The 15,334-nt window shown below is 63.3% G+C and carries 17 protein-coding genes; 5 read left to right on the plus strand and 12 right to left on the minus strand.

The annotated features are described in order from the left end of the window. Positions 1–61: 61 nt before the first annotated feature. Positions 62–964 carry a ComF family protein gene (locus IHE30_RS01390; RefSeq protein WP_443193567.1) on the plus strand — a complete coding sequence of 301 codons (903 nt, stop codon included), beginning with the start codon at positions 62–64 and terminating at the stop codon, positions 962–964. A 76-nt stretch (positions 965–1,040) separates the two neighbouring features. Continuing rightward, on the plus strand, positions 1,041–1,511 hold the full coding sequence (gene trmL / locus IHE30_RS01395) for a tRNA (uridine(34)/cytosine(34)/5-carboxymethylaminomethyluridine(34)-2'-O)-methyltransferase TrmL (RefSeq protein WP_337688208.1): 471 nt from the start codon (positions 1,041–1,043) through the stop codon (positions 1,509–1,511). 218 nt (positions 1,512–1,729) lie between these two features. On the opposite strand, the gene IHE30_RS01400 is transcribed toward trmL, so the two are convergent. The 5 genes from IHE30_RS01400 to IHE30_RS01420 form a co-directional block, all read right to left on the minus strand. Beyond that, the gene (locus tag IHE30_RS01400; protein ID WP_337688209.1) at positions 1,730–1,933 is read right to left on the minus strand and encodes a hypothetical protein; all 204 of its coding nucleotides are present in this window, start codon (positions 1,931–1,933) and stop codon (positions 1,730–1,732) included. A 51-nt stretch (positions 1,934–1,984) separates the two neighbouring features. Next, complete coding sequence (locus IHE30_RS01405) at positions 1,985–2,989, minus strand: NAD(P)H-dependent glycerol-3-phosphate dehydrogenase (RefSeq protein ID WP_337688211.1); 1,005 nt, start codon at positions 2,987–2,989, stop codon at positions 1,985–1,987. 90 nt (positions 2,990–3,079) lie between these two features. Beyond that, positions 3,080–3,565 carry a protein-export chaperone SecB gene (gene secB, locus IHE30_RS01410; RefSeq protein WP_337688213.1) on the minus strand — a complete coding sequence of 162 codons (486 nt, stop codon included), beginning with the start codon at positions 3,563–3,565 and terminating at the stop codon, positions 3,080–3,082. 149 nt (positions 3,566–3,714) lie between these two features. Then, positions 3,715–3,975: a glutaredoxin 3 gene (gene grxC, locus IHE30_RS01415; protein WP_337688214.1), complete on the minus strand. Its 261-nt coding sequence runs from the start codon at positions 3,973–3,975 to the stop codon at positions 3,715–3,717. Beyond that, positions 3,972–4,394, minus strand: coding sequence for a rhodanese-like domain-containing protein (locus IHE30_RS01420; protein WP_337688215.1), 423 nt, complete (start codon positions 4,392–4,394; stop codon positions 3,972–3,974). Before IHE30_RS01420 ends, grxC begins: the two co-directional genes overlap by 4 nt. Positions 4,395–4,517: 123 nt before the next feature. On the opposite strand from IHE30_RS01420, the gene gpmA reads away from it, so the two are divergent. The 3 genes from gpmA (at position 4,518) to IHE30_RS01435 (ending at position 7,826) form a co-directional block, all read left to right on the plus strand. Next, a complete protein-coding gene (gene gpmA / locus IHE30_RS01425) occupies positions 4,518–5,264 on the plus strand; it encodes a 2,3-diphosphoglycerate-dependent phosphoglycerate mutase (protein WP_337688217.1) in 747 nt (248 codons plus the stop codon). A gap of 115 nt (positions 5,265–5,379) precedes the next feature. Further along, positions 5,380–6,954: a S41 family peptidase gene (locus IHE30_RS01430; RefSeq protein ID WP_337688219.1), complete on the plus strand. Its 1,575-nt coding sequence runs from the start codon at positions 5,380–5,382 to the stop codon at positions 6,952–6,954. Between the two features lie 98 nt (positions 6,955–7,052). Then, positions 7,053–7,826: a HesA/MoeB/ThiF family protein gene (locus IHE30_RS01435; RefSeq protein WP_337688221.1), complete on the plus strand. Its 774-nt coding sequence runs from the start codon at positions 7,053–7,055 to the stop codon at positions 7,824–7,826. A gap of 12 nt (positions 7,827–7,838) precedes the next feature. Here the strand turns inward: IHE30_RS01435 and ptsP are convergent, their stop codons facing one another. The 7 genes from ptsP to glnK all read right to left on the minus strand — a co-directional run bounded on the left by ptsP (position 7,839) and on the right by glnK (position 15,127). Beyond that, entirely contained in the window at positions 7,839–9,584 is a 1,746-nt protein-coding gene (gene ptsP, locus IHE30_RS01440) for a phosphoenolpyruvate--protein phosphotransferase (RefSeq protein ID WP_337688223.1), read from the minus strand. 245 nt (positions 9,585–9,829) lie between these two features. Continuing rightward, the gene (locus IHE30_RS01445) at positions 9,830–10,099 is read right to left on the minus strand and encodes an HPr family phosphocarrier protein (protein WP_337688224.1); all 270 of its coding nucleotides are present in this window, start codon (positions 10,097–10,099) and stop codon (positions 9,830–9,832) included. Between the two features lie 72 nt (positions 10,100–10,171). Further along, a complete protein-coding gene (locus IHE30_RS01450) occupies positions 10,172–10,690 on the minus strand; it encodes a PTS sugar transporter subunit IIA (RefSeq protein ID WP_337688226.1) in 519 nt (172 codons plus the stop codon). Between the two features lie 71 nt (positions 10,691–10,761). Then, positions 10,762–11,712 carry a glutathione synthase gene (gshB, locus tag IHE30_RS01455; RefSeq protein WP_337688228.1) on the minus strand — a complete coding sequence of 317 codons (951 nt, stop codon included), beginning with the start codon at positions 11,710–11,712 and terminating at the stop codon, positions 10,762–10,764. 71 nt (positions 11,713–11,783) lie between these two features. After that, complete coding sequence (gene gshA / locus IHE30_RS01460) at positions 11,784–13,073, minus strand: glutamate--cysteine ligase (RefSeq protein WP_337688231.1); 1,290 nt, start codon at positions 13,071–13,073, stop codon at positions 11,784–11,786. 141 nt (positions 13,074–13,214) lie between these two features. Continuing rightward, positions 13,215–14,717, minus strand: a complete 1,503-nt coding sequence (locus IHE30_RS01465) for an ammonium transporter (RefSeq protein WP_337688232.1) — start codon at positions 14,715–14,717, stop codon at positions 13,215–13,217. A gap of 71 nt (positions 14,718–14,788) precedes the next feature. Then, a complete protein-coding gene (gene glnK / locus IHE30_RS01470; RefSeq protein WP_337688234.1) occupies positions 14,789–15,127 on the minus strand; it encodes a P-II family nitrogen regulator in 339 nt (112 codons plus the stop codon). Positions 15,128–15,334: the final 207 nt, after the last annotated feature.

The raw sequence follows: 15,334 nt of genomic DNA on the forward strand, positions 1-15,334 counted from the left end.
GCGGGAAGGGCCGCAGTATACTCGTTCGACCGCCCTGAGCCAGTATCCGTTTCCGTTTCTGATGAAGCAGTCTACCCCATTGCCCACGCCGGCCCGCGACCGTACATCCGTCAACGATCACAGCCGTGACCAACGGCGCGGCCACGCGTGGCCCGCCGCGGCGACGGTGCGCCTCGTCCACCCAAGCCATGCTCCCGGCGCGGCGCACACCGGCCGCGGGCAGCGCCGCTGGGTAGCCAAGCTGCGCAGCTTATGCCACAGCGCTTGGCGCCATGCATTGCCGACGCAGTGCGCACTCTGTGGCAATTTGTCGCATGATGTACTGTGCGACGCTTGCGATGCAATTTATTGGAATGAAGCACGGCTGCGCTGCCCGCGCTGTGCGCTGCCACTGCCACTGCCACTGCCACTGCCACTGCCACGCCACGTTGCAACGCATTGCTCGTTTTGCGTCCAGACACGACCGGCGTTCGACGCCACCGTGACGCTTGCCAACTATGCGCCGCCGCTTGACCAGTTAGTGGCCGACTTGAAATTTCGCTCTCGTATCGAGCTTGGACGCGATTTCGCGCGCCGGCTGGCACTCGCGTCGCAAGACCTGCCCGAGTTGCCCGACGCGTTGATTGCCGTGCCACTTTCAGCGTCGAGGCTCGCATCGCGCGGCTACAACCAGGCTTGGGTGATCGCACGCGCACTCGCCCGGCGCCTTGGCGTGCGCGCCGATCCGCGCGCCGTCGTACGTGTGCGCGACACCGGGCAACAAGCGCTGCTCGGCGCAACCGCCCGGCACGCGAACCTGGCTGGCGCGTTCGCGCTGCGCAAGACGGTCCGCGGCCAGCACGTGGGCATCGTCGACGACGTGATGACATCCGGCACAACACTCGATACGCTCGCGCGAATGCTCAAGGATGCCGGCGCACGACGCGTCACCAATTTCGTCGCGCTACGCACACCGCGCGCGTAATCGACCCCAGGCGGCCACCACCACGACCGACGCTCGTCCATCGACGCCCACGCCAGCCACCTCATTGACCCATTCCATGTTCAACGTCGTTCTAGTCGAACCCGAGATTCCGCCGAACACCGGCAACATCATTCGCCTATGCGCGAATACTGGCGCCACGCTGCACTTGGTCGAGCCGCTGGGCTTTCCACTGGACGACGCGAGGATGCGCCGCGCGGGCCTTGATTATCACGAATACGCGCAGATGCGCGTGCACCGGGATTGGAGCGCACTGCTCGCCACGCAGCGGCCCGACCCGACCCGAATGTTCGCCTTCACGACGCGTGGCTCGTCGATGTTTGGAGGCCGCGCGTTCCAACCCGGCGATTGGTTTGTCTTCGGCGCCGAAACGCGAGGCCTGTGCGACACAGTGCTACAGCACTTTGCCACCGACCAGCGTGTACGCCTGCCGATGCGTGCAGGCAACCGCAGCTTGAACCTGTCCAATACGGTGGCCGTTGTGGTGTTCGAGGCGTGGCGGCAGCATGGCTTCGAGGGTGGCGTCTGAACGGCACGATGGTCCGCGTCGTTGTCCCGGCTGCTCGCCTAGAACCTCGTAGTCCATGAATGCATGGCACGCCGCATACGCCGGTAAAGCGCGAGTGACGCTTCGTCAAGCCGCAGCATGGCCGCGTCAAAGGACGCAAAAGTCAAAGGACGCGCAAATCGAGTACGCGAGTGCCGGAACGTCGCGCAGCGGGTCGATTACGGTCGATACGGCACTCTCTACGGCCCGCAGCGGCGGAAATGGTAGACCCCGCAACGGATTAGGTAGGCTCCACAATTGACTGTTGGAAACGCGATGCGATGGCATGGGGACAACAGCAGCGTAGTGGCCGCGTTGGCGAGCGCGTCAACCATCAGCGTCGTCATGTCAGCTTGCCGTGCTTGGCACACGCCACCGCCGATCGGCGATTGTGCTGACGGCATGCTGGCCTCCAGCATGCCGTGCCGGCAAGCGAACACCTTGACCACCGCCGTTCAGCTCGTCTCGCTCTTCACCTCTCGCCGCAACAGCGCGTCGACCGCGGCGCGAGGCGCCACGCCGTCAAACAGCACGCCGCAGACGGCTTCGGTAATCGGCATCTCGATCCCATGCTGCCGCGCGATGGCCAATACCGCGCGCGCGCATCGCACCCCTTCGGCGACATGCCCCAACGCGGCTAGGATCTCGCCCAGCGTGCGTCCAGCCGCCAATTGGAAACCCACAGTGCGGTTGCGCGACAGATCACCGGTCGCGGTCAAGATCAGATCACCCAGCCCGGTCAGACCGGTAAAGGTATCGTACCGTCCACCGAGCGCGACGCCGAATCGCGTCATTTCCGCCAGTCCGCGCGTGATCAACGCAGCACGCGCGTTCAGGCCGAGCCCGAGCCCGTCGGCAATGCCGGTGGCGATCGCCAGCACGTTCTTCACCGCGCCGCCTACCTCGACGCCGACGACATCATCTCCAATATAGACACGCATCGAGCCATGATGGAATGCATCGACGGTGCGCTGCTGGCATTCGGCGCTCGCGCTGGCGATAGTCAGCGCGACGGGCAGGCCCTGGGCCACTTCTTGCGCGAAGCTTGGGCCGGACAACGCGCCGTAACTTGGGTGCGCGCCTAGCACATCGACAACAAGTTGATGCGGCAGATGCATCGTGTCCCCATCGAAACCCTTACACAACCAAACAAGGTGTGCCGGTACGTGGCCTGCCTCGCGCATCGCAATGCAGATGGCGGCTAGTCCCGCGACCGGCGTACCCAGCACGCACAGCGCATCGTGGGCAAGCGCATGCCGTAGCGCGACGCCCAGGTCGGACTCGTAGCCCAGCGCGGGGTCCAACGCGATGCCTGGTAGGTAGCGGCGATTCTCGCGCGCGGCGGCAAGGTCAGCCACGAGGGCTGGATCGCGCGCCCACAACAGCGTGTCATGACGCTGCGCGAGGTGACTGGCCAGCGCGGTGCCCCACGCACCGGCGCCGAGTACGGCAACTTTCATTGCCAGCACCTCGCAGCAGCCACATCGTTGCAGTCCGTCCAGAGACTCGGTTCCCCGGCGATCGGCCGTGCGTCGATCATCTGCACCGCATCAGTGTGTAGTCGTGGCGCCTTCGTTGGCCGCGCCGTTGCCTGGCTGGCCATTGGCCTGCGCCAGGCGCTGCTCGTACAGCGCCTGAAAGTTGATTTCAGCCAGATGGATTGGCGGGAAGCCGGCACGGGTAATGGCATCGGCGATGTTTGAGCGCAGATACGGAAAAATAATCGTCGGGCATGCGATGCCGATCAGCGGATCGATCTGTTCGTTCGGAATGTTGCGTATGTCAAAGATACCGGCTTGCTTGGCCTCGATCAGGAAGGCGACCTTGGTGGCGACCTTCGCCGTCACGGTGCCCGTCACGATCACCTCGAACACACCGTCAGCCAGCCGCTCTGCCTTGACGTCGACTTCGACTTCAACACCGGGCATCTCCTGCTCCAGGAAGATTGCCGGCGAATTCGGCTGCTCGAGCGACAAATCCTTCAAATAAATGCGCTGGATGTTGAAGAACGGCTGGTTGTTCTGCGGGTCAGACATGAACTTTCCTTCGGTGAAAGGGGCAGGTGCGCACGGCATCGAGCCGCCGCACGTCGCCCGAATGGCGCGGCCCAGCGAACGGGGCGCGCGCGTATACTAGCCTGCCGTCGCCGCAAGGCGTCGGCAAAGGCCTCGTGGTCAGACAGGTGTCAGACTGCCTCGAGCAGCGGCATCAGCCCGCCGGCACGGTCGAGCGCGGACAGGTCATCGTAGCCGCCGACGTGGGTCTGGCCGATGAAGACTTGCGGCACTGTACGCCGGCCGGTGCGCTCCATCATTTCCGCTCGACGCTCAGGATCACGATCGATCAGCACTTTCTCGATGTGCTCGACGCCGCGGGACCTCAACAGACGCTCGGCCATCTGGCAATACGGACAGACCTGCGTGCTGTACATGACCACCTTGCTCATTTCGCCGCTCCTTGCTTGACGACCGGCATGCCGGACTGCCGCCACGCGTTGACACCGCCTTGCAACGTGAACACGTGCGCGTAGCCGGCCTCCTTCAGCACATTCTGCGCCCTGGCTGAATGCCCGCCATTTTGGCAGACTAGCAGCACTGGCGTGCTCTTGTTCTTGGCCACCTGTGCCACTTTACTCTTCAACTCGTCAAACGGCAGATGACGCGCCTGCGGCAGATGGCCCTGCGCAAATTCATCGGCGCCGCGCAAGTCGATGACGACCGCATTGCGGCGGTTGATCAGTTGCGTGGCATCCGCGGCGGACAGGCCGCGGTCGCGCCGCGTGATGACCGGCCATAGCAGCAGCCCCCCGGAGATGAGGGCGATGGCGATCAATACAAGGTTGGCTGGCTCGGTGAAAAACTTCACGGATGGAATTCGCACAAAGTAGACAATTCAGCATTATAAAATATCCGTCCGATGCACTGACGTGCGCCGTTGGATCGGCGTGCGCCGGCGGCTTACCGCTTCCTGACTACCGTTTACATTGACATGTACAAGCTCGTCCTCATCCGCCACGGCGAATCGACGTGGAACAAGGAAAACCGCTTTACTGGCTGGGTCGATGTCGACCTCACCGACAAAGGCGCGGCCGAAGCGCGGCAAGCCGGCGTGCTGCTCAAGCAGGCCGGCTATACGTTCGACATCGCGTATACGTCCATGCTCAAGCGCGCCATCCGCACGCTGTGGCACGTGCAGGATGAAATGGATCTAATGTATATCCCCGTCGTGCACTCATGGCGCCTGAACGAGCGGCACTACGGCGCGCTGTCCGGGCTGAACAAGGCTGAAACGGCAGCCCAGTACGGTGACGAACAGGTGCTGATATGGCGGCGCAGCTACGATACGCCACCGCCGGCGCTCGAGCCGTCCGATCCGCGCACGTCGTACGATGACCCGCGCTACGCCAAGGTGGCGCGCGAGTTGCTGCCACTCACGGAGTGCCTAAAGGACACGGTCGCACGCGTGCTGCCGATCTGGAACGAATCGATCGCGCCAGCCATCAAGTCGGGCCGCAACGTGCTGATCGCCGCGCATGGCAACTCGATCCGCGCGCTGGTCAAATACCTGGACGACATCTCGGACATCGATATCGTCGGGCTGAATATCCCGAACGGTGTGCCGCTCGTCTACGAGCTGGACGAAGCGCTCAAACCCATCAAGCACTATTATCTAGGTGACGCAGAGGCGATCGCCAACGCTCAGGCCGCGGTCGCGAACCAGGGTAAGGCTGCCTAATTTTCCGAACCGTGCCGCCAGTGGCCTGTCCAAGGGCGGTTATACTTGCTCTCCGATTAGCGCGCCCGCCGGGCGCCGCCGCGCGCCATAACACGCCACCGCCACTGTTCACTTTATGCGCAAGACTCTGAAGAACGCAGGTCTGATTGCCGCCGGCCTCGCGACCGGCATGTTTGCCACGCTCCAATTCTCGGCGTCCGCCGCGACCAGCACGACCGCGCCACTGCCGCTAGACCAGTTGCGGCTGTTCGCCGAGGTATTCGGCCAGATTAAGCACGAGTACGTCGAGTCGGTTGACGACAAGAAGCTGTTGACCGCGGCGATCAAAGGCATGGTGTCGAGCCTGGATCCGCACTCATCGTACCTGGACAAGACTGATTACCAAGAGCTGCAGGAACAGACCAAGGGGCGCTTCGCGGGGCTAGGCATCGAAATCTCGCAAGAGGACGGCCTGGTAAAGGTCATCTCGCCGATTGAGGATACGCCGGCGTTTCGCGCCGGCATCCGCCCGGGCGACCTGATTACGCGGGTCAACGACAAGCCGGTGCGCGGCATGACGCTGGACCGGGCGGTCAAGCAGATGCGCGGCGAGCCGGGGACCAAAGTCACATTGACCATCTATCGCAAGAGCGACGAGCGCACGTTCCCGGTCACCGTCACCCGCGCGGTAATCAAAGTCCAGAGCGTGAAGGCAAAGATGGTGCAGCCAGGCTATGCGTGGGTGCGGATCACAAGCTTCCAGGAGCGCACGGTGCCGGACTTGGCGGCTAAGCTCACCGATATCGCACGCCAGCAACCGCAACTCAAGGGCCTGGTCCTAGACTTGCGTAACAATGGGGGTGGCCTACTGCAAAGCGCGGTCGGCGTGGCCGGCGCGTTCCTGCCGCCAGATTCAGTGGTCGTGTCAACCAATGGCCAGATCGCCGATGCCAAGCAGACCTATCGCGACACGTTCGACAACTATCGGTTGTCGACCTTCGACAGCGACCCGCTAAAGAACCTGCCCGCGATCTACAAGACGGTGCCGATGGTGGTACTGGTCAACGCGTACTCGGCGTCGGCCTCCGAAATTGTCTCCGGCGCACTGCAGGACCAGCATCGCGCGCTGATCATGGGCAAGACCACGTTCGGCAAGGGGTCAGTGCAGACGGTGCGTCCAATGACCGCTGACACCGCCCTGCGCCTGACGACCGCGTACTACTACACGCCGAGCGGCCGTTCGATCCAGAATAAGGGTATCCGTCCCGACATTCCGGTGGACCAGTTCGCAGACGGTGATCCGGACGATGCCCTGGTCACGCGCGAGGTCGATTATTCGAATCACCTGGCCAATACGCAAGACCCGAACGAGAAGGCCGAGCAGGAAAAGCGCGAGCAGAACCGGCTCAACCAATTGCGTCAGCTCGAGGAGCAGAATTCGAAGAAGACGCAGGAACAGCGCGAGAAGGAGCGCAGCCGTCCACCGATCGAATTTGGCAGCAGCGAGGACTTCATGCTGCAGCAGGCGATGCATCAACTCAAGGGGGAACCGGTGCAAGTCTCCCAGTCACTGACGGAGCGCAAGATGGCCGAGAACAAGCCGCCCCGCTCCGCGTCCGCGCCGATCGCGGTGAAGCCCGCGCTACCCGCGGTGCCGGGTACCGACAAGGCCCCGGCATTGGCACCCGCCGGCCCGTGCGCGCCACGCTAGGCACCGAGCGCGCGTTGTCGGCCGGCATCGCGCGCGCCGGCGGCGTGTCGGCGGTGATGTCGCCGACACGCCGCGCGTCAACTCCGACAAATGCTGCAATGAACGACGACCAATTGCTGCGCTATTCGCGCCACATCCTGCTCGACGAAATCGGTATTGAGGCACAGCAGCGCTTTCTGGACGCGCACGTGTTGATTATCGGGGCCGGCGGCCTCGGTTCGCCGGCCGCGATGTACCTCGGTGCAGCGGGCGTCGGCACGCTGACGCTGGTCGATGCCGACACCGTCGATCTGACCAACCTGCAGCGACAAATTCTGCATTCGAGCGACACTATCGGACAGGCCAAGGTCGCGTCGGCACGTGCAACGCTCGCCCGCCTCAATCCCGACGTACGCGTGAACGCGATCCACGCGCGCGCGGACGAGGCGCTGCTGCAACAATGGGTGCAGCACGCCGACGTCGTGCTCGATTGCAGCGACAATTTCGCGACCCGTCATGCGGTGAACCGCGCATGCGTCCGGCATCGCGTGCCGCTGGTATCCGGTGCGGCATTGCGCTTTGACGGGCAGATCAGTACATTCGATGCGCGCGATCCGGCCTCACCCTGCTATGCGTGCGTGTTCGCGCCAGACCAGCCGTTCGATGAAGTCGCGTGCTCGACGATGGGCGTGTTCTCCCCATTGGTGGGCATCATCGGCGCGATGCAAGCGGCCGAGGCGCTGCGCGTAATCGCCGGAATCGGGCGCACGCTGGCGGGGCGGCTGATGATGCTCGACGCGATGACGATGGACTGGCAGACGATGCGTATCGGCCGCCAAGCCGATTGCTTGGTTTGCGGCGCGCCGCATCGCGACACTGACGCCGTGCCGTAGCGCGCCACCGCGCTACGCCTGCAGCAACCGGTCAAGCGCTGCCTGGATCTCCTCCGGCTCGTATGACGCCAGGACGTCCTCGACCGGCTTTTCCAGACTCTTCAACTGTGCACGCAGCACCTCCTGCTTGACCAGCAGCAACTGGCTCGGATGCATCGAGAACTCAGTTAGCCCCATCCCGAGCAGCAGCCGCGTGAGCGCCGGATCACCGGCCATTTCCCCGCACACCGACACCGGCACGCCGGCCCGCCTGGCTTCGCGCAGTGTCATGCCGATCAGTTGCAGTACTGCGGGATGCAGCGGATCATACAAATGCGCGACCGCGTTGTCCGCGCGATCAATCGCCAACGTGTATTGAATCAGGTCGTTGGTGCCAATCGACAAGAAGTCGAGGCGCTTCAGAAACAGAGGCAGCGCGATCACGGCCGCCGGGATCTCGATCATCGCGCCGATCCGCACGTTCGGATCGTATGCTAGGCCCGCATCGTCGAGCTGGTGCTTGGCCTGCGCGATCAGGTCCAGCATCTGGTCGATCTCGCGCGCATGGGCGAGCATCGGCACGAGAATCTTCACGGGCCCGAACGCCGAGGCACGCAGGATGGCCCGCAGCTGCGTAAGAAACATCTGCGGCTCAGACAGGCTCCAGCGGATCGCACGCAACCCGAGCGCCGGGTTGGACGCCGTCTCGAACTCGTCGCGCGAATCGAGCGGTTTGTCGGCGCCCACATCGATCGTGCGGATCGTCACCGGCAAGCCGTTCATCGTCTGCACGACGCGTCGATACGCGTCGAATTGCTGCTCCTCTTCCGGCAACGCGCCACGCGGGTTCATGAACAAGAATTCAGTGCGGAACAGCCCGACGCCGACTGCGCCGGCGTCCAGCGCGGCGCGTGCATCGTCCGGCAATTCGATATTCGCCAGCAAATCGATCTTCGTGCCGCACACGGTCTGCGTCGGTGAAAACTTCAGTCGCTGCAGCTTGCGTTGCTCAAGCAGCTTTTCGCTTTGTCGATACGCATACTCCTCCAACACGATCGGCGCTGGGTCGACGATCACCACGCCACGGTCGCCGTCGACGATGATCATGTCGTCCTGCCGGATCAGCGAGCTAGCCTGCTGCATGCCTACCGCCGCCGGGATCCCCAGGCTGCGCGCGACGATCGCCGTATGCGACGTGCGCCCGCCCAGGTCCGTGACAAACCCGTGAAACGTCTGCGTCTTGAATTGCAGCATGTCAGCCGGCGCGATATCGTGCGCGACCACAATCATCTCATCGGTGCCACGCCGCGCGCCGTTGGCCGCCACGGCGGCCGCCGGTGATCCGGCCAACGCCTTGAGCACGCGCTCGACGACCTGCTCCAGGTCCGCCTTGCGCTCACGCAGGTACTCATCATCGATATCATCAAAGTGCTTGGCCAGGCGCTCCAGTTGCTCGGTGAGCGCCCATTCGGCGTTGTAGCGCCGCACGCGGATCAATTCGATTACCGCCTCGACCAGCATCTCGTCGTGCAAAATCAGCGTGTGGACGTTGAGGAATGCGCCCATCTCGCTGGGCGCATCCGCCGGCAGCTCGGCACGCAACGTATCGAGCTCATCGTGCACAGCCTGCTGCGCCGCGACGAAGCGGGCCACCTCGGCCTCGACATGGTCGGGCTCGACTAGATAATGGGCAACGTCCAGCGCGGCAGGCGCAATCAGATACGCGCGGCCAATCGCGATGCCTCGAGATACAGGGATTCCATGCAGCGTGAACGACACGCGCACCTCCTCTAGTTGTGCTTGGGCAATGGGGAAGCATCGGACGCGCGTGGCAAGCTTGCGCTGGGCGCCATCACGCCTGCCCGGCAAATGTCTGACGCAGACTCAGACCGGCGCACCCATTATAGGTTCTGTCCTGTTTGGCCGCAGCCCGCAATGCAGCATCGAGCAATGCGTCTCGATGTCGCAGCGCAGAATCGCGACATGCGTCGGCACTGCTTGGCCGCAGCGCCAATTGTTTGGTGTTACTGACCTTCGCCGAACTTGTCCGCGATCAGCGCGAGGATCGCATCCATCGCCGCCTGCTCGTCGGGACCCTCGGTCTCGATGGTGATCGTGCTGCCGATCCCCGCCGCGAGCATCATCACCCCCATGATGCTCTTTGCATTGATCCGTCGGCCGTTGCGCGCCATCCAAATCTCGCACCGAAAGCTGCCAGCCAGTTGCGTCAGCTTGGCCGACGCCCGTGCATGGAGCCCTAATTTATTGACAATCGTTGCTTCTCTTTGAATCATGTTTTGGTTGGAATTGAAACGATGAAGAGCCCGCGTCGAGCAGGCGCAGGCTCGGTGCAGCGCACCGGCCGCTCAGCCCGTCGGGCCGCACGGCACACTCGTCGCGGGATCCGCGGGCAGATCAGCGCTGCACGGCGGCAACGCGGCCCCGTGGGCGGCCGATGCCATTTCGGCGCACGGCAGGCACGCTGCTGTGGCAGGCGTGCCCGGCACGACGCCGTGGATGCCCTTCGCACCGCCTTGCAGCGCTTTATCCGCCAACGTATCGATCGGTAGCGTCCGATAGCACACTGCGCGCGCCAACATCGGCAGATTGACACCCGCCACCACCCGCACATGCGGCAATGCCGCTAGCTGGGCCGCAATGTTGGCCGGTGTCGCCCCGAACATGTCAGTCAATACCAGTGCACCATTGTGCTCGGTCACCTGCTGCAGTTGCACGTGCGCGTCGGCTAGCACCGCGACCGGATCGCAGTCCGGTGTCACGTCCAGCACGTCGATGCGCGGCGGCAGACTGCCATAGAAATGCGCGACACAATCCCGCAACGCCGATGCCAATGGCGCGTGGGCAATGATTAAGATGCCAGCCATGTCAGCCTGCGTCCAAATCGCCATGAACTTTAATAGTGTATCAGGCTGGCGCAGATCATCCCGAGCCCGTGTCAGCCAACCGCGCGCTCCAGCGCGTTGACGAACATCGCCGCGACATCGAACCCCGTTTGCTCGGTGATCTCGCGAAAACATGTCGGGCTCGTCACGTTAACCTCCGTGAGCCAATCGCCGATCGCATCTAAGCCGACCAGCAGCAGGCCGCGCTCGGCCAGCACCGGGCCGAGCGCGGCGGCAATCTCGCGGTCACGTGGCGCCAGCGGCTGGGCGCGGCCTACCCCACCAGCGGCCAAGTTGCCGCGGATCTCGGTGCCTTGCGGGATCCGCGCCAGCGAATAAGGCACCGGCTCCCCGCCGATCAGCAAGATCCGCTTGTCGCCGTCCTTGATCTGCGGGATATACCGCTGCGCCATCACGGTGCGCGCGCCATTGTCGCTGAGCATCTCGATCGTCGAGCCGAGGTTCATGCCGTCCTCGCGTATCCGGAACACGCCCAGCCCACCCATGCCATCCAACGGCTTGAAGATCACGTCGTGGTGCTCGCCGTGGAATGCCCGCAGCCGTGCCGCGTCGCGCGTGACCAGTGTGGGCGCGGTGAAGCGCGCGAACTCGCCAATCGCCATCTTCTCGGAGTGGTCGCGAATCGCGCGCGGCTTGTTGAAGATGCGCGCGCCGTGCCGCTCGGCGATCTCCAGCAGCCAAGTCGATGTCACATACTCCATATCGAACGGTGGGTCCTTGCGCATCAGCACCGCACCGAACGTACCCAGGCCGCGATTCTCCGCGAGTTCCGCGTCGTACCATTGGCCCGGATTCGTGTAATCGCCAACGATCGAGAAACGCCGTACCGTGGCCTCGACGCCGCCACCCGCATACGCGAGGTGCCGCGGCTCGCACGCATAAAGCACATGGCCGCGGCGCGCGGCTTCGGCCATCATCGCGTACGTCGTGTCCTTATAAATCTTGAACTGCGGCAGCGGGTCGGCAATAAAGAGAATGTCCATGGGTTGTTCCGGCACAGAGCGGCTATCCAGCGTGCATTATCGCGCAGCGCCTACCCGCGTGCGCCAACAAGTCACACCAGGATCGCCTCAGGGTCGGTCTTCTCCAATTCGACCGATGCAGCCAGCAGTGCCAGCCGTGCAACCACGCCGTACATGTAGAAGCGGTTCGGCGGCGCGGCGCCAGGCTTGGCATGCACATCCGGCAGCGCCGTATGCTCGAAGGCCAGCGGCACGAAGTGCATGCCCGGCGCGTTTAGATTCTGATTCGGCGCACGATTCGCATGGACGCGGTAAAAGCCGCCAACCACGTAGCGGTCGATCATGTAGACGACCGGCTCGGCCACCGCTTCGTTGACGTGCTCGAACGTCTGCACGCCTTCCTGAACAATGACGTCGTGCACCTGCAGCCCTTCCTTGACGACCGCCATTCGGTTGCGCTCGCGCTTGTTCAGCCCGGCAAGCTCCGATGCGTCGTGCACGGTCATCACACCCATCCCATAGGTGCCGGCATCGGCCTTGATCACCACATACGGCCGATCCTCGATCCCGTACTCGCGGTACTTCTTCGCCACCTTCTTCAGCACCGCGTCAACCGCGTCGGCCAGCGCCTCTTCATGCGAGCGCTCGGTGAAATCGATATCCGAGACACGCGTGAAGTAGGGATTGAGCATCCACAGGTCGACGCCGATGAACTTAGAAAACTTCTTGGCTACCTCGTCGTAGCAGCTGAAGTGGTTCGATTTGCGCCGCACCGCCCATCCGGCATGCAACGGTGGCAACAGAAACTGCTCGTGCAGGTTCTCCAGCACAGGCGGAACACCAGCCGACAGGTCATTGTTCAACAAGATCGAGCAGGGATCGAAGTTCTTCAGTCCAAGACGGCGCGCCGAGCGCTCCAGCGGCTCAACTACCAGGCCCTGGCCGTCGGGCAGCGGCAGCGCGACAGGCTCGGTGACAGTTTCATCCAGCGTGCCCAGCCGCACGTTCAGCCCCGCTTGGCGCATGATCGTGGCAAGCCGTGCCAGGTTGTCCAGGTAGAACGCGTTGCGCGTATGGCGCTCCGGGATCAGCAGCAGGTTTTTCGCATCCGGGCAGATCTTCTCGATGGCCGCCATGGCAGCTTGCACAGCAAGCGGCAGCACTTCAAGGGGTAGGTTGTTAAAACCGCCCGGAAATAGGTTTGTATCCACCGGCGCGAGCTTAAAGCCGGCATTGCGCAGGTCCACCGAGCAATAGAATGGTGGCGTGTGCTCCTGCCATTCGAGGCGGAACCAGCGCTCGATCGCGGGCGTGGCGTCTAGAATCCGCCGCTCCAGGTCGAGCAACGGACCATTGAGCGCGGTGACAAGGTGCGGAACCATGGAAACTGGCGGCTTACAGGCTCAAAAAAGCGATTGTAAAAGGTTGTACTGTTTAGTTGGGGGTGTTTTGTCATGTTGCAAGGTGCGCGTCAGCATCGCCGCACACCGCCCATGCCCTCTGCTCGCCGGCACGTCGCAGGTTCATTCGACGTGCTCGCCGTGGAGCGCCACATCCAGCCCCTCGCGTTCTTCCTCTTCGCTCACGCGCAGGCCGATGACCGCGTCGATGATCTTGAGCAGAATGAACGACACGAGGCCGCTGTAGATCAGCGTGGTGGCCACGCCCTTGAGTTGCAGGATCACACTGCCGTCGGCGCCGCCGATATCCTTGAGCGCGAACACGCCGGTGAGAATCGCGCCGATGATTCCGCCGATACCGTGTACGCCGAATGCGTCGAGCGAATCGTCATAGCCAAGCTTATTCTTGAGCCACGTCGCCGACAGAAAACACAGCACGCCGGCCACGATGCCGATGCTCAGCGCGCCCGATACGCCGACGAAGCCGGATGCGGGTGTCACCGCGACCAGACCTGCCACCGCCCCGGAAGCAATGCCCAGCACGGACGGCTTGCCTTTGCCGATCCATTCCGCAAACATCCACGCGAGCGCCGCGGCCGCCGTGGCGACCTGCGTGGTCACCATCGCGAAACCGGCGCGGCCGTCGGCGGCGAGCGCCGAGCCCGCGTTGAAGCCAAACCAGCCCACCCACAACATTGCCGCACCAACCAGCGTCAGCACCAGATTGTGCGGCGCCATCGCCTCGCGGCCGTAGCCGACGCGCTTGCCCAACACCAGCGCGCAGACCAACCCGGCTATCCCCGCGTTGATATGCACGACCGTGCCGCCGGCAAAGTCAAGGATGCCTGCCGCGGACAGCCAGCCGGTCGGCTCCCACACCATATGCGCGATCGGCGAGTACACCATAAGCGACCACAGGGCCATGAACATTAGCATTGCCGAAAATTTCATCCGGTCGGCGAATGCGCCACAAATCAATGCCGGCGTGATGATCGCGAAAGTCATCTGGTAAGTCATGTAGACCGATTCGGGGATCGTCACGGCCAAGTGGCTCACCGTCAGCATGACGCCCTTATCCCCCTTGATGAAGCTCATGCCCGACAGCAGCACGCGTGAGAACCCGCCGATGAACGCGTTACCAGGCGTGAAGGCCAGGCTGTAGCCAAGCACCACCCAAATGATTGTCACCACACAGGTGATCGCAAAGCTCTGCATCAGGGTCGCGAGTACGTTCTTCTTGCGCACCATGCCGCCATAGAACAATGCGAGCCCTGGGATCGTCATGAATAGCACGAGCGCCGTGGAGGTCAGCATCCATGCGGTGTCGCCGGAGTTGATCTTCGATGCGTCAAGAACCACCGGTGCCGTCGGCGCGGCGGGCGCGCTGGCCGCTTGTTTGGCACTGACGCCAATGGCTGGCGCCGCGCCCGACGCTTCGACAGCGGACGCCACGGCGGCAAAGACCGGTGCCGCGCTGGCAGCATGGGCCGTATTCGTTGCGCTAGACGCGGGCACGGACGCCGCAACAGCACCCGACGCGTCGTCGGCCAACGCCGGCGCCCAGCGCCCGATGCCGGCCGCCAACAGCGACACGACCATCAGAAACATTCTTAAAGTCTTACGCATAGTGCCCCCTCTTGTTCCTGGCCCTGAGTTCGCATTCGCTTGCAGGCGCTGCGCGGCCCCGGTATCGTGCGTCAAAGCGCGTCGGCGCCCGTCTCCCCGGTACGGATGCGGATCACCTGCTCGAGCGGCATGACAAAAATCTTGCCGTCGCCAATCTTGCCGGTACGCGCCGCACGCTCGATCGCCTCGATCGCCTGCTCGACAACGTCGTCGGCCACGGCGACTTCGATCTTGACTTTAGGCAGAAAGTCAACGACATACTCGGCGCCGCGATACAACTCGGTATGCCCCTTTTGGCGGCCAAAGCCCTTGATTTCGGTCACCGTGATACCCGAGACACCGATTGCCGACAGTGCCTCACGAGCTTCATCCAGCTTGAACGGCTTGATGATTGCGGTAATAAGTTTCATGGAATCCTCTCAGCGGTTGGCTTCTTGCGCTGGGGCGAGGTAAAGCAATTATCATGCCGCATGCTGCGCCCGCGGGCCGTAAGCGACCTGAGCGTGTCAACGTGGCACGTCACGAACACGGCGCCAAGCGAGACTCGACCGGATGGCCAACGCCACACTTACCTTGGCAGCGCGGCGTGGCGGACGTGCTAGAGTCTTTCCATCGGC

This window comes from Mycetohabitans sp. B46 (assembly GCF_037389205.1).
Lineage (GTDB): Bacteria > Pseudomonadota > Gammaproteobacteria > Burkholderiales > Burkholderiaceae > Mycetohabitans.